20 protein-coding genes are annotated in these 18,623 nt (G+C 60.7%); 15 read left to right on the top strand and 5 right to left on the bottom strand.

Annotation, left to right across the window (positions count from 1 at the left end; all coding sequences use genetic code 11):
- Positions 1-5: 5 nt before the first annotated feature.
- The 3 genes from ACGJAX_RS02770 to ACGJAX_RS02760 all read right to left on the bottom strand — a co-directional run bounded on the left by ACGJAX_RS02770 (position 6) and on the right by ACGJAX_RS02760 (position 2,961).
- Positions 6-647: an oxidoreductase gene (locus ACGJAX_RS02770; protein WP_090325507.1), complete on the bottom strand. Its 642-nt coding sequence runs from the start codon at positions 645-647 to the stop codon at positions 6-8.
- 27 nt (positions 648-674) lie between these two features.
- Complete coding sequence (locus tag ACGJAX_RS02765; RefSeq protein WP_390957361.1) at positions 675-2,393, bottom strand: C13 family peptidase; 1,719 nt, start codon at positions 2,391-2,393, stop codon at positions 675-677.
- A 112-nt stretch (positions 2,394-2,505) separates the two neighbouring features.
- Positions 2,506-2,961 (bottom strand): MaoC family dehydratase, encoded by a 456-nt coding sequence (locus ACGJAX_RS02760; protein ID WP_090325503.1) that lies wholly within the window; start codon positions 2,959-2,961, stop codon positions 2,506-2,508.
- A gap of 194 nt (positions 2,962-3,155) precedes the next feature.
- On the opposite strand from ACGJAX_RS02760, the gene ACGJAX_RS02755 reads away from it, so the two are divergent.
- The 3 genes from ACGJAX_RS02755 to ACGJAX_RS02745 are packed head-to-tail and all read left to right on the top strand — an operon-like array spanning position 3,156 to position 4,836.
- Positions 3,156-3,521, top strand: coding sequence for a CidA/LrgA family protein (locus ACGJAX_RS02755; RefSeq protein ID WP_390957360.1), 366 nt, complete (start codon positions 3,156-3,158; stop codon positions 3,519-3,521).
- On the top strand, positions 3,518-4,234 hold the full coding sequence (locus ACGJAX_RS02750; RefSeq protein ID WP_390957359.1) for an LrgB family protein: 717 nt from the start codon (positions 3,518-3,520) through the stop codon (positions 4,232-4,234). Before ACGJAX_RS02755 ends, ACGJAX_RS02750 begins: the two co-directional genes overlap by 4 nt.
- An 11-nt stretch (positions 4,235-4,245) precedes the next feature.
- Positions 4,246-4,836: an LON peptidase substrate-binding domain-containing protein gene (locus ACGJAX_RS02745; protein WP_090325497.1), complete on the top strand. Its 591-nt coding sequence runs from the start codon at positions 4,246-4,248 to the stop codon at positions 4,834-4,836.
- A 6-nt stretch (positions 4,837-4,842) separates the two neighbouring features.
- Here the strand turns inward: ACGJAX_RS02745 and ACGJAX_RS02740 are convergent, their stop codons facing one another.
- Complete coding sequence (locus ACGJAX_RS02740) at positions 4,843-6,159, bottom strand: VTT domain-containing protein (protein WP_390957358.1); 1,317 nt, start codon at positions 6,157-6,159, stop codon at positions 4,843-4,845.
- Between the two features lie 118 nt (positions 6,160-6,277).
- Positions 6,278-6,976 (bottom strand): DNA-3-methyladenine glycosylase, encoded by a 699-nt coding sequence (locus tag ACGJAX_RS02735; RefSeq protein WP_090325492.1) that lies wholly within the window; start codon positions 6,974-6,976, stop codon positions 6,278-6,280.
- Positions 6,977-7,164: 188 nt separating this feature from the next.
- On the opposite strand from ACGJAX_RS02735, the gene ACGJAX_RS02730 reads away from it, so the two are divergent.
- From ACGJAX_RS02730 to lipA, 12 genes are all read left to right on the top strand, one after another.
- A complete protein-coding gene (locus ACGJAX_RS02730) occupies positions 7,165-8,436 on the top strand; it encodes a glutamate-5-semialdehyde dehydrogenase (RefSeq protein ID WP_247254606.1) in 1,272 nt (423 codons plus the stop codon).
- A gap of 46 nt (positions 8,437-8,482) precedes the next feature.
- A complete protein-coding gene (gene nadD / locus ACGJAX_RS02725) occupies positions 8,483-9,127 on the top strand; it encodes a nicotinate-nucleotide adenylyltransferase (RefSeq protein ID WP_390959796.1) in 645 nt (214 codons plus the stop codon).
- Between the two features lie 73 nt (positions 9,128-9,200).
- Entirely contained in the window at positions 9,201-9,695 is a 495-nt protein-coding gene (gene rsfS, locus ACGJAX_RS02720) for a ribosome silencing factor (protein WP_247254608.1), read from the top strand.
- Between the two features lie 9 nt (positions 9,696-9,704).
- Positions 9,705-10,172, top strand: coding sequence for a 23S rRNA (pseudouridine(1915)-N(3))-methyltransferase RlmH (rlmH, locus tag ACGJAX_RS02715; protein ID WP_007937439.1), 468 nt, complete (start codon positions 9,705-9,707; stop codon positions 10,170-10,172).
- Between the two features lie 10 nt (positions 10,173-10,182).
- A complete protein-coding gene (gene mrdA, locus ACGJAX_RS02710; RefSeq protein WP_090325484.1) occupies positions 10,183-12,078 on the top strand; it encodes a penicillin-binding protein 2 in 1,896 nt (631 codons plus the stop codon).
- 31 nt (positions 12,079-12,109) lie between these two features.
- Positions 12,110-13,213 carry a rod shape-determining protein RodA gene (rodA, locus tag ACGJAX_RS02705; RefSeq protein ID WP_090327560.1) on the top strand — a complete coding sequence of 368 codons (1,104 nt, stop codon included), beginning with the start codon at positions 12,110-12,112 and terminating at the stop codon, positions 13,211-13,213.
- A gap of 17 nt (positions 13,214-13,230) precedes the next feature.
- A complete protein-coding gene (gene mltB / locus ACGJAX_RS02700; protein WP_090325482.1) occupies positions 13,231-14,241 on the top strand; it encodes a lytic murein transglycosylase B in 1,011 nt (336 codons plus the stop codon).
- Positions 14,241-15,248, top strand: a complete 1,008-nt coding sequence (locus ACGJAX_RS02695; protein ID WP_248915626.1) for a septal ring lytic transglycosylase RlpA family protein — start codon at positions 14,241-14,243, stop codon at positions 15,246-15,248. Before mltB ends, ACGJAX_RS02695 begins: the two co-directional genes overlap by 1 nt.
- 181 nt (positions 15,249-15,429) lie before the next feature.
- Positions 15,430-16,587, top strand: a complete 1,158-nt coding sequence (locus tag ACGJAX_RS02690) for a serine hydrolase (RefSeq protein ID WP_390957357.1) — start codon at positions 15,430-15,432, stop codon at positions 16,585-16,587.
- Positions 16,588-16,674: 87 nt separating this feature from the next.
- Positions 16,675-16,950 (top strand): DUF493 domain-containing protein, encoded by a 276-nt coding sequence (locus ACGJAX_RS02685; protein WP_247254612.1) that lies wholly within the window; start codon positions 16,675-16,677, stop codon positions 16,948-16,950.
- Entirely contained in the window at positions 16,950-17,597 is a 648-nt protein-coding gene (gene lipB / locus ACGJAX_RS02680) for a lipoyl(octanoyl) transferase LipB (RefSeq protein WP_390957356.1), read from the top strand. The genes ACGJAX_RS02685 and lipB overlap by 1 nt, the downstream gene beginning before the upstream one ends.
- 1 nt (position 17,598) lies before the next feature.
- Positions 17,599-18,621 carry a lipoyl synthase gene (lipA, locus tag ACGJAX_RS02675; protein ID WP_090325473.1) on the top strand — a complete coding sequence of 341 codons (1,023 nt, stop codon included), beginning with the start codon at positions 17,599-17,601 and terminating at the stop codon, positions 18,619-18,621.
- The last annotated feature ends 2 nt before the right edge of the window (positions 18,622-18,623 follow it).

Below are 18,623 nucleotides of genomic sequence, written 5' to 3'. Positions count from 1 at the left end.
TCGGTTTATTTGCCTAACTTGCGCAGTTCATCGGACTCGACAATCCGCACCCCATCCTGTTCTTCCAGTGCGAGCCGCCACATGGCGCGGGCCAGTTGGCAGGCTTCGATGCCGTGGTATTTGCCGGGAATCAATCGAGACAAGGGGCCGGCGACTCTCTCTGCCAGGCGCGGTTCGGTGCGCTCGCCCAGCAGCAGCGATGGACGGCAGATGGTCAGTTGCGGCCAGTCCTGCGCGCGCAAAGCCTGCTCCATCTCGCCTTTGACCCGATTGTAGAAAATCGGAGACTTCGGATCGGCGCCCAAGGCACTGATCACGATCAGATGACGGGCGCCCATCTCCCGCGCACGTTTGGCGAAGGCCACCACCATGTCCAGATCGACGGCACGAAACGCCTGTTCCGAGCCCGCCTGCTTGATGGTGGTGCCCAGGCAGCAATAGGCGATGTCGACGCGACCGTTCAATTGCGGCAGAAATGACGACGGGTCGCCGACCGGGTTTTCAAGGTGTGGGTGCTTGGCCAATGGCCGGCGCGAGGGAGCCAGAACCCGCGTAATCGTAGGCTCGTTGAGCAGGCGATCGAGTAAGTGTTCACCGGTCAGGCCGGTGGCTCCGGCAAGCAGCACGTGCTGAGGCGTCAAGTACATAGTGTCTCTCCCTTGATACTCATCAGCTTAGTTGCTCTTTGCATCCTTGCTTTCAATGGCGGCACTTTGCAATGCCTTTCGAGCCTGCTGCTTGCGTAACAGTTGCCAGTGGGACAAGACGGTCCTCGGTGCCCATATTTGCGGTTCCGAGGCTTCGAAGTTGTCCGCCAGCTCACGCTCGGCCACTGTGGCCTTGGCCAGTTTGAAGGCCTGTTCCAGGTCGTCGGTCTGGTTCAGGGCCTGGGCGAACAGGGCGTCGCCGAAGTAGGTGAAGTTGGCTTCTTCCGAACAGCCGAAGGACACGCGATCAGCCCGCGAGGCGGTCATGATCAGGGTGCGTTCGTCCTTGAGGGCAGGGATGAAACCGCCGGAGTAGCAGGATGAAATCACGATGATCTTGTCGCGGTTTTTCAGCGGGGCCAGGACCGCGGCCAGTTCGTCGGGGGGCAGGTCGGCCAGTTCCATGCGTGGCTGGTCGAGCACCAGTTCATTTTCGCTGGTGCCGTGACTGGTCAGGTAGATGAAAATCAGGTCTTCCGGCCCGCTGCGTTCAGCCAGGGTCATGGCGGCCCGGCGAAGGTTCTCCCGGGTGGCCATCGGCCGGTCGACGAGGTGGTCGCGATGGTTCACGAGGCGGATCTGGCCAAAGGCACCGAAGCGGCTGCTGAGCATGTTGGCGACGTAATCGGATTCGCGCAGGAAGACGCTCTGCTTGCCATCGCCGCCGAGGGTCAAGGTGTAGAGCTCCACGGCCGGGGTCGAGGCCGGCACGTTGTTGAGTGCCTCTTCCAGCAAACGGCCCTGGGCCAGCAGGCCGAGCTCGAGGGGGTCGGGGAGTAACTTGCCCTCGGCATCGCGCACGCGCTGGCCGTTGACCCAGGTGCCGCTTTGTACCGTGCCGTCCGTCAGTACCAGGGTGCCACGCCCGGAATAGCTGTCGTTGTCGAACTGGCCGATGTAGAAACTGCCGTCGGGCAGGTTCAAGCGGCCCTGGCCGACAAAGCGCCAGTCGCTGAATTGACCAATGTAATGACTGCCATCGGCGCCGATCAATTCGCCCTTGCCGTTCAACGAACCGTCCTTGAATTGGCCCAGCCAGACATCGCCGTCGGCGTTTTCATAGCGGCCCTTGCCGTTCAGTTGATTGTTCTTGAAGCCACCGACATAGATGTCGCCGTCGGCACTGTTGAATGTCCCGTTGCCTTCCAGCTGTCCGTCGACGAAGTGCCCGGTGAACTGATTGCCGTTGCCGTCGCTGCGCTGGCCTTCGCCATTGGGCTTGCCATGGGCGAACTGGCCCTGATACGCGCTGCCGTCGTCGAGTTCGAGTCGGCCAAGCCCTGAATATTGATCGGCCTTGAACTCGCCGCGGTAGGTCATGCCGTTTTCTTTGAGGGTGCCTTCGCCGTCGCGTCGGCCCAGTTTGAAGCCGCCGGTGTAGCTGCTGCCGTTGGTGCTCAAGCTGCCCTGGCCGTCGAACAACCCTTGCTTGAACAGCCCGCGATAGACCTCGCCGTTGCTGCCGTGCCATTCGCCCTGGCCATGCCATTGGCCTTTGTCGAACTCGCCGGCATACCAACTGCCATTCGGGTAATCGATGCGACCCTGTCCTTGCAGCAGCCCATTGACCAGATCCCCACGATAGCGTCCGCCATCCGGCAGGCGGGCGTCAGGGGGCAGCGGCGATTCGCCGTCGCCGCAAGCGGTGAGCATCAGGGTCAAGGCAAGGAGTGCAAGTGAGCGCATAGCGGGATCCGGGCAATTAGGCGACGGAGTATGCCGTAGCTATGTGACCTTATACAGCCGGTATAAAAGGAGGTGATGCGAAACAGTGCGACCTGCTTCGCATCCGGATGGTTTACACGAAGCAGAGCGACAATGGCTCGGCGATGTATGCCGGCTTGTCCGAACCTTCGATTTCCAGGGTGGCGGTGGCTTTGAGCAGCCATTGGCCGGGTTTTTTCTCGGTGACGTCGGTCAGGTCGACTTTGAGGCGCACTTTCGAATTGACCTTGACCGGTTGAATGAAACGCACGCTGTCGAGGCCGTAGTTGACCACCATTTTCAAGCCTTCAGGCATGACGAGGATGTCTTCCATCAGTTTTGGGATCAGCGACAGCGACAGGAATCCATGGGCGATGGTGCTGCCAAATGGCGTTTGCGCGGCTTTGACCGGATCGACGTGGATGAACTGATAGTCCCCTGTGGCTTCAGCGAACAGGTTGATGCGTTCCTGATCGATGGTGAGCCATTCGGAACGTCCAAGTTCCTTGCCGACATAATCTTTGAGCTCTGCAACTGGAACATAGGGCATTGAGACTCTCCTTGGGTTCATCGGTTTTATAGTGTTGAAGTAGAGGGAATTTGCCTCCCGGCTTACCACTTTAGATCAACATGGCAAAGTGCTCCGGTCAACCGACCATGCTTTTGGCGAATGCCGGTCTATAGCGCTGGCGTGCTTATAATGCCCGGGCCAATGCGGGTGACGGATTTTGCGGGAGATGAAAAATGTTGTTACGTGGCCTGACCTGGCTGGTGCTGTTCCAATTGCTCGGTACCGCGATCAACCATTTGTTTTTGCCGGTGCTGCCGGGGCCGATTGTCGGCCTGCTGCTGTTGCTGGTGTACCTGATCAGCCGTGGCCAGGTCGGTGAGCCGCTGAATCTGGCGGCCAGCAGTCTGTTGCGTTACTTGCCCCTGCTGCTGGTGCCTCCGGCCGTGGGCGTGATGGTTTACGCCAAGGGCATTGCCGCGGATTTCTGGGCCATCGTCGGTGCGCTGGTGTTGTCGCTGCTGCTGTCCATGGCCTTCGCGGGCGTGTTGATGCAGCGCTTGATCAAGCGTCACGTACATTCTTCCGGGGACAGCCAATGATCCTCGACTGGCACGGCGCCTGGACGTCGGTGATTCACCATCCACTGTTCGGTATCGGCATTACCCTCGGCGCCTATCAACTGGTGCTGGCAGCGTTCGAGAAAACCCGCTGGATCTTTTTGCAGCCGGTGCTGGTCTCCATGTTGCTGGTGATCGGTGTGCTGGTGGGCTGCGGGCTGACCTACGCCGAGTACCGCAAGAGCACCGAGATTCTCAGCATTCTGCTCGGCCCGGCGACGGTCGCGCTGGCCGTACCGCTTTACCTCAACCTGCGGCGGATTCGGCAGTTGTTCTGGCCGATTTTTACTACGCTGGTGATAGGCGGCGTGGTGGCGACAGGCATGGGTGTGCTGTTGGGCTGGTGGTTCGGCGCCGAACACATGATCCTGATGACCATGGCGCCGAAGTCGGTGACTTCACCGATCGCCATGCTGGTGGCCGAGCAAATCGGAGGCGTCGCGGCGCTGGCGGCGGTGTTCGTGCTGATCACGGGTGTGCTCGGGGCGATTTTCGGCCCGAGTCTGCTGACCCGGCTCGGTGTCCACAGCCCTGAGGCACGTGGCATGGCGCTGGGCATGACGGCCCACGCGGTTGGCACGTCGGTGGCCTTGCAGGAAAGTGAAGAGAGCGGCGCGTTCGCGGCGCTGGCGATGAGTTTGATGGGCGTGGCCACGGCGGTGTTCCTGCCGTTGGCGGTGTCGATGATGGTTTGAAGGAAATGTCTATGAGTCTGCCGCTTTTTCCGCTGAACACGGTGCTGTTCCCCGGTTGCATCCTCGACTTGCAGATTTTCGAGGCGCGCTACCTGGACATGATCGGCCGCTGCATGAAACAGGGCGGCGGATTCGGCGTGGTATGCATTCTCGACGGCGAAGAAGTCGGCATCGCTCCGGCGGGTTACGCGCTGGTCGGCTGCGAGGCGCTGATCACCGATTTCAAACAGCAGGACAACGGCCTGCTCGGGATTCGAGTCCAGGGCGGTCGGCGATTCCATGTCTTGCGCACTGAGGTTCAGCGCGATCAGTTGACTGTCGCCGAGGTCGAGTGGCTGGAGGATGAGCCCGAGCAGCCGCTGCAGGACGAGGACGCCGATCTGGTGGCCTTGCTCAAGGCGCTGGCCGAACACCCGATGGTCGAAGCGCTGAACATGGGCACGGAAGCAACGGGGCAACAATCGCTGGCCAATCAGTTGGCCTACCTGTTGCCGTTTGCCGAGGTGGACAAGATCGACCTCCTGCAGCTCGATGATCCGCAGCAACGACTGGATGCGATTCAGGCGTTGCTGGACGAGTTGCAGGGCGAGTTGTTTGCCTGAGCTTTCTTAATAGGCATACCGCAGCATCGTGTGCGGCAAATTCCGCAACACGAAGAATCCGAACAACGCCACCAGCGCCGGCAATACCAGCCACCACACCTTGGGCGGGAGGGCATTGAGCGAAGTCTGACGCTGACTCAACCCCAGGCTCACCGCGCAGACGCACGCCGCCAGCATCGCGCCGGCCAGGATATCCGTCGGCCAATGCGCGCCGAGGTAGACGCGGGAAAGGGAGATTGCCAGCGCCGGCAGGCATCCCACCAGCAGCCAGGTCAGGCGCATCCGTGGTGGGTGTCCGCGGCCGGCCAGCACGGCGAGGGTCAGGAACAGCGCGAAAGAGCCTGACGCATGGCCGCTCGGCATGCTGTAACTGGTCAACGGGTCGCTGAGCACTTCGGGGCGCAGGCGGGCGAAAAAGTGTTTGGTCAGGGTGTTGCCCAGTGCGGTGAACATCAGCGTGCTGCCGGCGAAGATCGCCTGACGCCATTGGCGGGTGACCAGCAGCAGTCCAACCAGCAAGGCACTGAACAGCAGCATGTTGCGGAATTCGCCAATCAGCGTGAAAACCACGGCCACTTCGTCGAGCGCCGGGCTGCGGTGTTCCTGGATCAGGGTCATCACCCCTTGATCGAGTGCCGTCAGGTGCGGGTAGCCGATAAACAATCCCACCAGTATCAGAAAACTCATGCCGGCAATGAACATCGTGGCGTTGCGGTGGCTGCGCAGGCTGCTGGTGGCGCTCAATCCCACCATGACCGCAATGCTGCCGACGACTATCCCGGTCTGTAGCCAGAAGCCCTCGGGCAATGGCAAGCGAATCGCCGCGCCGGTGGTCCAGCCCGGCAGCAGATACGCGACCGACCATCCCGCCGCCGCCAGCAGGCTGACGGCGAAGAAGCGTGGGAAGGGCATGTCGAACATCCCCGCGACCATCGGCAGCATTGGCCGCAAGGGGCCGATGAAGCGCCCGACCAGCAGGCTGGCGATGCCGTAGCGCTGAAAGTATGACTCGGCCCCGGCGATCCATTCCGGGTGATGGCGCAGCCCGGGCAGGCGCCGGATGTTCTGATGGAAATGGCGTCCCAGGAAATAGGACACGACGTCGCCCAGCACGCCAGCGAGAAATCCCAGCAACAGGGTCTCGCTCAAGGACAGCGCACCGCTGCCGGCCAGTACCGCGACGGCGAACAGTAAAACCGTGCCGGGTACGATGAGGCCGGCAATCGCCAGGCACTCCACGAACGCAACCATGAATACCGCCGCCGCCAGCCATTGCGGGTTGACCGTCAACCAGGCGGTCACGCTATCGAGCCATGGGCCCATAAAGACAACTCCATTGAATGTTCAATTGATCCTGTTGAATCCACACGTCACCGAACCCTGTGGGAGCGGGCAAGCCCGCTCCCACAGCAATAGGGTCGCATCAAAAATTTGTCAGCATTCAGGACAGCACAAAATAATCGCGACCTTCGACCTGCCCCCGTCTCAGCGGGTTCCGCGTGCAATGGGCGGCATAGGCACCGTCCACGAAGCGGTACATCAGGTGTTCGTCGCGCCCGTGCGGAATGCCCAGGCGGGTCGCCTGGATAATATGGGGGGGTGTCTGTCCGACGTCTTCCACCAGCAGCACTTCGTGATCGAAGCGTTTGGCGTCCCAGACGGGCACCTTCAGTCCCAGGGACTTGCACAGCAGCGTTTGCCCCGCGCACAGTTTCTGCGAGGGGCGAGGGTGGCCTTTGGCGTCGGGGTTGTTCAGCAGCATCTGCGCCAGGCTCGCCGGTCCGCTCAATTCGTCGACCCACGGGTAGGCTGATTTGATCAGTACGGCATTGCCCGGGCCTTGCGCGCTGAAGTTCAGGGAATCGCCACCTCGGGCGTAATACATATAGATGTGGCCACCATCCAGAAACAAAGCCTTACGCTTTTCTGTGTAGCCGAGGGATGCATGGCTGCCTTTTTCTTCGCAGTAGTAGGCTTCGGTTTCGATAATCCTGGCACTGAGCCACAGGTCGCCGACCCGATGGCGGATGACTTTGCCCAGTAGATCCCGGGCCAGAATTTGGGCGTCACGATCGAAAAAAGCGTCCGGGAGGCCCTTGGGCAGGCTCTCGGCGGACTCACGAACAGTCAGATTAGTCATGATGAACGGCGTTTATCAGGGCTGATTGAGTCGTGATGATAACAATTTGCGGCTTAATCCCGGCTTAACGTCGGCAAATTGCCCTCCATTTCGACCATCCGCCCGTCACCGCTGTTAGTCAGTGGACGCGACAGCTATAATCTGCCGCTTTATTCTTTACCAAGACCTCATAAAGACCCTTCCAGACCATGACTGAGTCCGTTCTTGACTACATGACCCGCTTGGGCCGCGCCGCCCGCGAGGCTTCCCGCGTCATCGGCCGTGCCAGCACCGCGCAGAAAAACCGCGCCTTGCAGGCCGCTGCCAATGCGCTGGACGCGGCTCGCGCCGAGCTGACGGCTGCCAACGAGCTGGATTTGGCAGCTGGCCGCGCCAATGGTCTGGAACCGGCCCTGCTCGAACGGCTTGCGCTGACCCCCGCGCGCATCGACGGCATGATCGTCGGTCTGCGTCAGGTCGCGGCGCTGCCGGATCCGGTCGGCGCGATCCGTGACATGAGCTACAGACCGTCGGGGATCCAGGTCGGCAAGATGCGCGTGCCCTTGGGCGTGATCGGGATTATTTACGAGTCGCGACCGAACGTGACCATCGACGCCGCAAGCCTGTGCCTGAAGTCCGGTAACGCAACTATCCTGCGCGGCGGCTCCGAGGCCATTCACTCCAATCGTGCCATCGCCGCCTGTATCCAGCGCGGTCTGGCCGAGGCCGATCTGCCGGCTGCCGTGGTGCAAGTGGTCGAAACCACCGATCGCGCCGCCGTTGGTGCATTGATCACCATGCCGGAATACGTGGATGTCATCGTCCCCCGTGGTGGCCGTGGCCTGATCGAACGGGTCAGCCGTGATGCCCGCGTGCCGGTGATCAAGCATCTGGACGGCATCTGCCACGTTTACGTCAGTGCTCACGCCGACCTCGCCAAAGCCCAGCGTATCGCCTTCAACGCCAAGACTTACCGCTATGGCATTTGCGGTGCGATGGAGACGCTGCTGGTCGACCAAACCGTAGCCGAGGATTTCCTGCCGCCGATGGCTGCCCAGTTCCGCGAAAAAGGCGTCGAGCTGCGTGGTTGCGATCGTACGCGGGCAATTATTGATGCGCTGCCGGCCACGGAAGCAGACTGGAGCACCGAATACCTGGCGCCGATCCTGTCGATTCGCGTGGTCGACGGGCTGGAGCAGGCCATCGAGCACATCAACCATTACGGCTCTCACCACACCGATTCGATTGTCAGCGAACACCAGGGCGACACCCGGCGTTTCGTGGCTGAAGTCGACTCGTCGTCGGTGATGATCAACACCCCGACGTGCTTTGCCGATGGCTTCGAATATGGATTGGGTGCCGAGATCGGCATTTCTACTGATAAGCTGCACGCCCGCGGCCCGGTCGGCCTCGAAGGTTTGACCTGCGAGAAGTATGTCGTGGTCGGCGATGGACAGCTGCGCGGACAGGAGTCGGCCTGACTTGGGCGACCTCGACCCGTCAGCCCCGGTCACTGCCAGCGAGCCTATTCCTCGCCGTATTGGCGTACTGGGCGGAACCTTCGACCCGGTGCACATCGGCCATTTGCGCGGTGCACTGGAAGTCGCCGAATCGCTGGCGCTCGATGAGCTGCGTCTGACACCCAGTGCCAGGCCGCCCCATCGGGATACGCCGCAGGTGTCGGCCAAAGACCGTCTGGCGATGGTCAAGTGCGCGGTGTCCGGTGTGGCGCCGTTGGTGGTGGACGCCCGCGAATTGCAGCGGGACAAACCGTCCTACACCATCGATACCCTGGAACTGATGCGCGCCGAACTGGCCGCGGATGACCAGGTTTTTCTGCTTTTGGGCTGGGACGCTTTTTGCGGCCTGCCCACTTGGCACCGCTGGGAAGAGTTGCTCCAGCATTGCCATATCCTGGTGTTGCAACGCCCGGATGCCGACAGCGAACCGCCGGATGCCTTGCGCAACCTGCTGGCAGCGCGCTCGGTGAGCGACCCGCTGGCCCTCAAAGGGCCGAGCGGACAGATTGCATTCGTCTGGCAGACACCGCTCGCGGTATCCGCCACCCAGATCCGTCAACTGCTGGCCAGCGGTAAGTCGGTACGTTTCCTGGTGCCCGACGCGGTCCTGGCCTACATCGATGCGCACGGGCTCTACCGTGCGTCGAACTGAATAGGAGTGCCTCAAGGCACGTAGCAACAACGTGTATTGAAGCGCCCGAACATACGAGCAAAACGAGTTTTTTATGACGAACAACGACGTAAACAAAGTAAAGCGCAAAGGCACATTCAAGAGTGCTCCGCTGCCGGAAAAGGTGCTCAGCGCTGAAGCGCCCAAAGGCGAAGATCTGGTCAAGATCGCCGTAGCGGCCCTGGAAGACGTCAAGGCCCAGGACGTATTGGTCATCGATGTCCGCGACAAGCAGAGCATCACCGACTACATGATCATCGCCACCGGTACTTCCAACCGCCAGATCGGCGCGATGCTGGACAAGGTCCGCGAAGCGGTCAAGGCTCTGGGCATCAAGCCGCTGGGCGAAGAAGGCAAGGGCGACAGCGACTGGGTGCTGTTGGACATGGACGACGTGATTGTCCACATGATGACTTCCAACGCCCGTCAGTTCTACGACCTCGAGCGTCTCTGGAAAGGTGCCGAGCAGAGCCGTGCCGCCGATGGCAAACACCACAGCCCTGAAGTTGGTCACGAGCATTTCAACAAGCTCAACAAAGACCAGGAATAAGGAACGGCTGTGCGACTGCGACTGATCGCCGTCGGTTCACGCATGCCCAAATGGGTGGAAGAGGGGTGGCATGAATATGCCAAGCGTCTTCCGTCCGAGCTGGCGCTGGAACTGGTGGAAATACCGCTCAACACCCGCGGCAAGAACGCCGACGTGGCGCGCTTCATCCGTCAGGAAGGCGAAGCCATGCTGGCCAAGGTCGGGCCGAACGAGCGTGTTGTCACCCTCGAAGTCCACGGCAAGCCCTGGAGTACCGAGCAACTGGCGGTCGAACTCGATCGCTGGCGGCTGGACTCGCGCACAGTGAACTTCATGGTCGGTGGCCCTGAAGGGCTGGCGCCTGAAGTCTGTGCCCGTGCCGATCAGCGCTGGTCGCTATCGCCGTTGACGTTGCCGCACCCGCTGGTGCGAATTCTGATCGGCGAACAGCTGTATCGTGCCTGGACCGTGTTGTCCGGCCACCCTTACCACAAGTAGTTCTGCCCTCATGTCTCAACCGATCCGCATCAAGGACCACGAAAAAGACGCCCGTCTGGTGCGTAGTCGTGTCGTGTTCGGCGCAATTGCGGTTGTGACACTGATTGGCGTGCTGATCGCGCGGCTGTATTTCCTTCAGGTGATCCAGTACGAGTACCACTCGACCCTGTCGGAAAACAACCGCGTCCATGTGCAGCCGATTCCGCCACCCCGTGGGTTGATTTACGACCGCAACGGCGTGGTCATTGCCGATAACCGGCCCAGCTTCAGTCTGAGCATGACCCGTGAGCGCTCTGGCGATTGGCAGCAAGTGCTCGATGTGATCGTCCAGGTGCTGGAGCTGACGCCCGAGGACCGGGTGATTTTCGAGAAGCGCATGCGCCAGGGGCGTCGGCCATTCGAGCCGGTGCCGATCATGTTCGAGTTGACGGAAGAGCAGATCGCGCGAATCGCCGTGAACCAGTTCCGCCTGCCAGGGGTGGAAGTGGTCGCGCAACTGGTTCGTCACTATCCGCAGGGCGCGCACTTTGCGCACTCGGTGGGCTACATGGGGCGGATCAACGAGAAAGAGCTCAAGTCTCTGGACCCGGTGAGTTACAGCGGCACCCATCAAATCGGCAAAACCGGCATCGAGCGTTTCTACGAGCCCGAGCTGCACGGCCAGGTGGGTTATGAGGAAGTCGAGACCAACGCTCGGGGCCGCGTGTTGCGGGTGCTCAAGCGTACCGATCCGATTCCCGGCAAGGACATCGTCCTGAGCCTGGACATCAAATTGCAGGAAGCCGCCGAAGCCGCGCTCGGCGGTCGCCGAGGTGCGGTGGTGGCGCTGGACCCGAAAACCGGCGAAGTGCTGGCGATGGTCAGCCAGCCGAGTTTCGACCCGAACCTGTTCGTCACCGGCATCAGCTTCAAGGCCTATTCCGAGTTGCGCGATTCCATCGATCGGCCGCTGTTCAACCGCGTGCTGCGCGGTCTGTATCCGCCAGGCTCGACGATCAAGCCGGCGGTGGCGATTGCCGGTCTGGATTCCGGCGTGGTCACGGCCTCGACCCGGGTGTTCGATCCCGGCTACTACATGCTGCCCAACTACGACCACAAGTACCGCAACTGGAACCGTACCGGCGACGGCTATGTCGATCTCGATACGGCCATCATGCGCTCCAACGACACCTACTTTTATGACCTGGCTCACAAGCTGGGGATCGATCGTTTGTCGTCGTACCTGAGCAAGTTCGGCATCGGTCAGAAGGTCTCGCTGGACATGTTCGAAGAGTCTCCGGGCTTGATGCCTACGCGCGAGTGGAAGCGTGCAACACGCCGCCAGGCATGGTTCCCGGGTGAAACACTGATTCTCGGGATTGGCCAGGGCTACATGCAGTCGACTCCGTTGCAACTGGCCCAGGCCACCGCGCTGGTGGCCAACAAAGGCGTATGGAACCGTCCGCACCTGGCCAAGACCATCGAAGGCAAGAAACCGGTGGATCCCAACCCGATGCCGGACATCGTCCTGCGCGACCCGTCCGACTGGAGCAAGGTCAACCACGGTATGCAGCAAGTGATGCACGGCGCCCGTGGTACGGCGCGCAAGGCCTCGATCGGTGCGCAGTACCGGATTGCCGGCAAGAGTGGTACGGCCCAGGTGGTCGCGATCAAGCAGGGTGAAAAGTACGACCGCTCCAAGGTTCAGGAACGCCATCGCGACCACGCCTTGTTCGTCGGCTTTGCGCCGGCCGATGACCCGAAAATCGTGGTGTCGGTGATGGTCGAGAACGGTGAGTCCGGCTCCGGCGTCGCCGCGCCGGTGGTTCGTCAAGTCATGGACGCCTGGCTACTGGATCAGGACGGTCGACTCAAAGCCGAATACGCCAGCCCTAACAGTGCGGAGGCTACCGCCCGTGATGAATAATTTTGATCGCATGCTCTCCAGTGAGGATGTGATGCGTCGTCGTGCGACGCTGCTGCAACGTCTGCACATTGACGGCCCGCTACTGATTCTGCTGCTGACCCTCGCCGCCGGCAGCCTGTTCGTGCTGTATTCGGCCAGTGGCAAGAGCTGGGACCTGCTGGCCAAGCAGGCGACTTCGTTCGGTATCGGCCTGGTGTCGATGATCGTCATTGCCCAGTTCGAGCCGCGCTTCATGGCCCGCTGGGTGCCGGTCGGTTATGTGCTCGGTGTGCTGTTGCTGGTGGTGGTGGACGTGATGGGCCACAACGCGATGGGCGCCACACGCTGGATCAACATCCCGGGGGTGATTCGCTTCCAGCCTTCGGAGTTCATGAAAATCCTGATGCCGGCGACCATCGCCTGGTACCTGTCCAAGCGCACGTTGCCGCCGCAGCTCAAGCATGTGGGCGTCAGTCTGTTTCTGATTGGCTTGCCTTTCATTCTTATCGTTCGGCAGCCGGACCTGGGCACCTCGCTGTTGATTCTGGCTGGCGGTGCGTTCGTGCTGTTCATGGGCGGGCTGCGCTGGCGCTGGATCCTCAGCGTGCTGGCCGCCGCCGTGCCGGTGGCCGTGGCGATGTGGTTCTTCATCATGCACGACTACCAGAAGCAGCGGATCCTGACCTTCCTCGACCCGGAAAGCGATCCGCTGGGCACCGGCTGGAACATCATTCAGTCCAAGGCCGCCATCGGTTCCGGCGGTGTATTCGGCAAGGGCTGGTTGCTGGGTACCCAGTCACATCTGGACTTCCTGCCGGAAAGCCACACCGACTTCATTATTGCGGTGATGGGTGAGGAGTTCGGCCTGGTGGGCATCTGTGCATTGCTGCTGATCTATCTGTTGTTGATCGGTCGCGGGTTGGTGATCACCGCCCAGGCCCAGACATTGTTCGGCAAATTGCTGGCGGGCAGTCTGACCATGACGTTTTTTGTATATGTTTTCGTCAACATCGGTATGGTCAGTGGCTTGTTGCCGGTGGTGGGGGTGCCGTTGCCGTTCATTAGCTACGGAGGAACTTCGCTGGTGACGCTGCTGTCAGCGTTTGGGGTTTTGATGTCGATCCATACCCATCGCAAGTGGATCGCACAGGTTTGAATAAGGTGAAGAGTTCAATGCAAGTAATGCGTGGCTGGGCGACTCGATACGCGCCATGGGTCGGCCTGGTAAGCATCCTTGGCAATGCGCAGGAAGCGTTGGCCGGCGATTATGAGGGCTCACCCCAGGTGGCCGAGTTCGTCGGCGAAATGACCCGCGACTACGGCTTTGCCGGCGAACAGCTGATGGGCGTGTTCCGTGAAGCCGAGCGCAAACAGTCGATTCTGGATGCAATCTCGAAACCCGCCGAGCGGGTCAAGCAGTGGAGCGAATATCGCCCGATGTTCATCACCGACGCGCGGATTGCCCGCGGTGTGGACTTCTGGCGTCAGCATGAGGCGGTGTTGGCCCGCGCCGAGCAGGAATACGGCGTACCGGCCCAGGTTATTGTGTCAATCATCGGCGTTGAGACCTTTTTCGGACGCAATACCGGCAATTACCGGGTAATTGATGCCTTGTCGACTCTGGGTTTCGACTATCCTCCCCGTGCCGAATTTTTCCGCAAGGAATTGCGTGAGTTCCTGCTGCTGGCCCGGGAAGAGCAGGTCGATCCATTGACTCTCAAGGGTTCCTACGCCGGCGCCATGGGCCTTCCGCAGTTCATGCCGAGCAGCTTTCGCGCCTATGCGGTGGATTTCGACGGTGACGGCCACATTAATATCTGGACCAATCCGGACGATGCCATCGGTAGCGTCGCCAGTTACTTCAAGCAACATGGCTGGGTGGCCGGGGAGCCGGTGGTCAGTCGTGCCGATGTCCGGGGCGATCAGGTCGACGAAGGTTTGACCGACGGCATCGAACCGACGAAAACCGTCGGAGATTTGCGGGCCTTGGGCTGGTCAAGTCATGATGCGCTGCGCGATGATATGCCGGTTACCGCATTCCGCCTGGAAGGCGATAATGGCCCCGAATACTGGATGGGCCTGAAGAATTTTTATGCAATCACGCGTTATAACCGCAGCGTGATGTACGCCATGGCCGTACATCAACTGTCAGAACAGTTGGTCCAAGCACGGGGCGTCAAGTAATGCGGGCATTGCCTATGAGTAAACCCCTGAAGCTGATGGCATTCGCCGTGTTGGCAGTGCTGGTCGCCAGTTGTTCGACCAGTCGCTCGCCGACCCAGAAGTCCTCCACCGCCGTGCGCTCCATGCCGGGGCTGGACATCAACCGTGCCCACAAGGATGGCGCGCCGTGGTGGGATGTCGATGTGTCGCGCATCCCGGATGCCACGCCGACCCTGCACACCGGTCCCTACAAGGCCAACCCGTATACCGTGTTGGGCAAAACCTATTTTCCGCTGCAGGATTCCAAGACTTACGTCGCCTCGGGTACCGCGTCCTGGTACGGCACCAAGTTCCATGGTCAGAACACCGCCAACGGCGAAGTCTATGACCTGTATGGCATGAGCGCGGCACACAAGACACTGCCATTGCCAAGTTACGTTCGGGTGACCAACCTGGACAATAACAAGAGCGTGATCCTGCGGGTCAACGACCGTGGGCCGTTTTATTCGGACCGCATCATCGATTTGTCCTACGCGGCGGCCAAGAAGCTTGGCTATGCCGAAATCGGCACCGCCCGGGTCAAGGTTGAAGGCATCGACCCGCAACAATGGTGGGCAGCCAAAGGCCGTCCAGCGCCTTTGATGCTCAACGAGCCGCAAGTCGCGCAGAATAGCGCCCCGACGATCACGGCTTCGGCCGGCACCGTCGAGCAATGGACACCACCGCCACAGCAACACGCCGCTGCAGTTGTGCCCGTTCAGCTGGATGCCAAAAAAAGCGCTTCCTCACCAGCCGCTGGTCAGTATCTGCAAGTGGGAGCGTTCGCCAACCCGGACGCCGCGGAACTCCTGAGGTCGAAACTCAGCGGGATGGTGAGCACCCCGGTGTTCATCAGCTCGATCGTACGCAATCAGCAGACGCTGCATCGGGTACGACTGGGGCCGATCGCTTCACAGGGTGAAATCCAGCAAGTGCAGAACAGCGTGCGCCTGGCCAACCTGGGTTCGCCGAGTGTGGTCACGGAGTAATACGTAGGACTTGTTTGAGGGTTCACTTGCAGTCGGGAGTGAACCAGGTTGTTGGCTCGTCGAGAACAAAAGCCCGGCAAAGGGTGACTGGAGTGAGCAACTGAATACGCGATGACTCGTTAGAAAGTCATTTGATTAGTTTTGCCCTTGGGCAGTTTCCATTAGCGATTTCGAGAGACGGATGAACATCACCACCTTTGCCAAACGCCTGTGCCTTCTAGTCCCGCTGCTCCTCTCACCTGCCGCGTTCGCGGCCGAGATGATGCCATCGCCACCGCAACTGGCCGCCAAGGCCTATGTGCTCATGGACGCCAGCAGCGGCAACGTGCTGGTCGAGAACAATGGTGACCAGCGTCTGCCGCCAGCCAGCCTGACCAAGCTGATGACCGCCTACATCGCGACCCTGGAAATCCGTCGTGGCCAGATCGGCGAAAACGATCCTGTGACCGTCAGTGAAAACGCCTGGCGTACCGGCGGTTCGCGGATGTTCATCAAGGTCGGCTCGCAAGTCACCGTCAGCGACCTGCTGCACGGCATCATCATTCAGTCGGGCAACGACGCCAGCGTTGCGCTCTCCGAGCACATCGCCGGCAGCGAAGACGCGTTCGCCGACCTGATGAACAAAACCGTTGCCGATCTGGGCATGACCAACAGCCACTTCATGAACCCGACCGGTCTGCCGAACCCTGAGCATTACTCGTCGGCTCACGACATGGCGGTGCTGGCTCGCGCGATCATCCACGAAGACCCGGCTCACTACGCGATCTACTCGCAGAAAGAGTTCTTCTGGAACGGCATCAAGCAACCGAACCGCAACCTGCTGCTGTGGCGCGACAAGACCGTTGACGGTCTGAAAACCGGCCACACCGACGAAGCGGGCTACTGCATGGTGTCTTCCGCCGTGCGTGATGGCATGCGTCTGATCGCCGTGGTGTTCGGCACCAACAGCGAAGTGGCGCGCGCCGCCGAGACCCAGAAGCTGCTGACTTACGGCTTCCGTTTCTTCGAAACCCAGACCTTCTATCAGAAAGGCGCCGAGCTGGCTCAGGCCCCTGTCTGGAAAGGCTCCACCAACCAGGTCAAGGCCGGTCTGGCTGAAGACCTGACCATGACCCTGCCAAAAGGCCAGCTGAAGAAGCTTGCTGCCAGCATGACCATGAACCCGCAACTGGTTGCGCCAATCGCCAAGGGCGACGTGATCGGCAAGGTGGAAGTCAAACTGGACGACAAGGTTGTGCATAGCGCTGATCTGATCGCTCTGGATGCTGTCGAGGAAGGTGGTATCTTCCGCCGCATGTGGGATAGCATCCGTCTATTCTTCTACAGCCTGTTCAACTGAATTTAGTGTGCACCTGCATGGCTCCGCGCTGATCCAGCCCGGGGCCTTGCCCGTCGCCACGGCTTACGCTTACGAGGCCGTTACGCCATGACCGATACCGAAGTAAAGGCGCCAAAGATCGAATTTCCCAACGTTGATTACCCGGTTAAGGTGATCAGCGATACCGGCGTTGGCAACAAAGACAAGATCATCGAGATCGTCAAGAAACACGCGACGATCAACGATGAGCGTGTGGATGAGCGTCAAAGCACCAACGGCAAATACACCACGATTCAGTTGCACATCGTCGCCACCGACCAGGATCAGCTGTACAACATCAACAGCGAACTGCGGGCTACCGGCTTCGTGCACATGGTGCTGTGATGTCTGGCACGCTGGGCTTTCGCGAACTTGGCCAGATGGCTTACGAACCGGTCTGGCATGCCATGCAACGCTTCACCAACGAACGCGGCAGCAATGCCACCGACGAGATCTGGCTGGTCGAGCACCCGCCGGTGTTCACCCAGGGTCAGGCCGGCAAGGCCGAACACCTGTTGCTGCCGGGAGATATTCCGGTGGTACAGGTCGACCGCGGTGGCCAGGTGACGTATCACGGTCCGGGGCAATTGGTGGCCTACCTGTTGCTGGATGTGCGCAAGCTGGGTTTCGGTGTCCGTGACCTTGTGACCCGCATGGAGACGTGCCTGATCGAACTGCTCGCCAGTTATGGCGTGACGGCTGCGGCCAAGCCCGATGCTCCGGGTGTCTACGTCGACGGGGCGAAAATTGCTTCCCTGGGTCTTCGGATCCGCCATGGTTGTTCCTTTCACGGCCTGGCCCTGAACGTGGACATGAACCTGGAACCGTTTCGACGGATTAATCCCTGCGGCTACGCCGGGCTGGCGATGACCCAGCTGAGCGATCACGCAGGACCGATTGAATTTGCCGAGGTAAGTGCCCGGCTGCGCGCGCAGCTCGTCAAACACCTCGACTATGCTGAGCAGACGACCCTAACGGGCGGAATCGACTGATATGACTACTGATGCAGTGCAAACCATGATCCCGACGCAGGATGTCACCGAGCGTCCGGCCCCGCGTGCCAAGGTTGAAGCCGGCGTAAAGCTGCGCGGCGCCGAAAAGGTTGCACGCATCCCGGTAAAAATCATTCCGACCACTGAGCTGCCGAAAAAGCCTGACTGGATTCGCGTGCGCATCCCGGTTTCTCCGGAAGTGGACCGCATCAAGGCGCTGTTGCGTAAACACAAACTGCACAGCGTGTGCGAAGAGGCCTCCTGCCCGAACCTGGGCGAGTGCTTCTCCGGTGGCACCGCGACCTTCATGATCATGGGCGACATCTGCACCCGTCGCTGCCCGTTCTGCGATGTGGGTCACGGTCGTCCGAAACCACTGGACGTCAACGAGCCGGAAAGCCTGGCTATCGCCATCGCCGACTTGCGCCTCAAGTACGTGGTCATTACCTCGGTAGACCGTGACGACCTGCGCGACGGCGGCGCCCAGCACTTTGCCGACTGCATCCGCGAGATCCGTAAGCTGTCGCCAAACGTGCAGCTCGAGACCCTGGTTCCGGACTACCGCGGCCGCATGGATATCGCACTGGAAATCACCGCGGCCGAGCCGCCGGATGTGTTCAACCACAACCTGGAAACCGTGCCGCGCCTGTACAAGGCCGCGCGCCCGGGCTCGGACTACCAGTGGTCGCTGACCCTGCTGCAACGCTTCAAGCAGATGATGCCGCACATTCCGACCAAGTCCGGCCTGATGCTGGGGCTGGGCGAGACCGACGACGAAGTCATCGAAGTCATGAAGCGCATGCGCGAGCACGATATCGACATGTTGACCCTGGGCCAGTATCTGCAACCTTCCCGCAGCCACTTGCCGGTTCAGCGTTTCGTACACCCGGACACCTTCGCCTGGTTCGCCGAGGAAGGTTACAAGATGGGCTTCAAGAACGTCGCTTCCGGTCCGTTGGTGCGCTCTTCGTACCACGCCGACGAGCAGGCGAAACTGGTCAAGGCCGAGTTGATGTCGTCCTGATG

The sequence above is a fragment of the Pseudomonas moorei genome (assembly GCF_042846945.1).
GTDB lineage: Bacteria > Pseudomonadota > Gammaproteobacteria > Pseudomonadales > Pseudomonadaceae > Aquipseudomonas > Aquipseudomonas moorei.
Note: the sequence above shows the minus strand (reverse complement) of the source record. Positions and strands in the feature narration are given on the sequence as shown.

Coding starts and splice junctions, on each gene's coding strand:
- mltB (WP_090325482.1), top strand. CDS start 13,231: ATGCAAGTAATGCGTGGCTGGGCGACTCGATACGCGCCATGGGTCGGC.
- ACGJAX_RS02770 (WP_090325507.1), bottom strand. CDS start 647: ATGTACTTGACGCCTCAGCACGTGCTGCTTGCCGGAGCCACCGGCCTG.
- ACGJAX_RS02685 (WP_247254612.1), top strand. CDS start 16,675: ATGACCGATACCGAAGTAAAGGCGCCAAAGATCGAATTTCCCAACGTT.
- lipB (WP_390957356.1), top strand. CDS start 16,950: ATGTCTGGCACGCTGGGCTTTCGCGAACTTGGCCAGATGGCTTACGAA.
- ACGJAX_RS02690 (WP_390957357.1), top strand. CDS start 15,430: ATGAACATCACCACCTTTGCCAAACGCCTGTGCCTTCTAGTCCCGCTG.
- ACGJAX_RS02755 (WP_390957360.1), top strand. CDS start 3,156: ATGTTGTTACGTGGCCTGACCTGGCTGGTGCTGTTCCAATTGCTCGGT.
- rodA (WP_090327560.1), top strand. CDS start 12,110: ATGCGTCGTCGTGCGACGCTGCTGCAACGTCTGCACATTGACGGCCCG.
- ACGJAX_RS02695 (WP_248915626.1), top strand. CDS start 14,241: ATGCGGGCATTGCCTATGAGTAAACCCCTGAAGCTGATGGCATTCGCC.
- ACGJAX_RS02730 (WP_247254606.1), top strand. CDS start 7,165: ATGACTGAGTCCGTTCTTGACTACATGACCCGCTTGGGCCGCGCCGCC.
- ACGJAX_RS02760 (WP_090325503.1), bottom strand. CDS start 2,961: ATGCCCTATGTTCCAGTTGCAGAGCTCAAAGATTATGTCGGCAAGGAA.
- mrdA (WP_090325484.1), top strand. CDS start 10,183: ATGTCTCAACCGATCCGCATCAAGGACCACGAAAAAGACGCCCGTCTG.
- ACGJAX_RS02740 (WP_390957358.1), bottom strand. CDS start 6,159: ATGGGCCCATGGCTCGATAGCGTGACCGCCTGGTTGACGGTCAACCCG.
- ACGJAX_RS02745 (WP_090325497.1), top strand. CDS start 4,246: ATGAGTCTGCCGCTTTTTCCGCTGAACACGGTGCTGTTCCCCGGTTGC.
- lipA (WP_090325473.1), top strand. CDS start 17,599: ATGACTACTGATGCAGTGCAAACCATGATCCCGACGCAGGATGTCACC.
- ACGJAX_RS02765 (WP_390957361.1), bottom strand. CDS start 2,393: ATGCGCTCACTTGCACTCCTTGCCTTGACCCTGATGCTCACCGCTTGC.
- rsfS (WP_247254608.1), top strand. CDS start 9,201: ATGACGAACAACGACGTAAACAAAGTAAAGCGCAAAGGCACATTCAAG.
- ACGJAX_RS02735 (WP_090325492.1), bottom strand. CDS start 6,976: ATGACTAATCTGACTGTTCGTGAGTCCGCCGAGAGCCTGCCCAAGGGC.
- ACGJAX_RS02750 (WP_390957359.1), top strand. CDS start 3,518: ATGATCCTCGACTGGCACGGCGCCTGGACGTCGGTGATTCACCATCCA.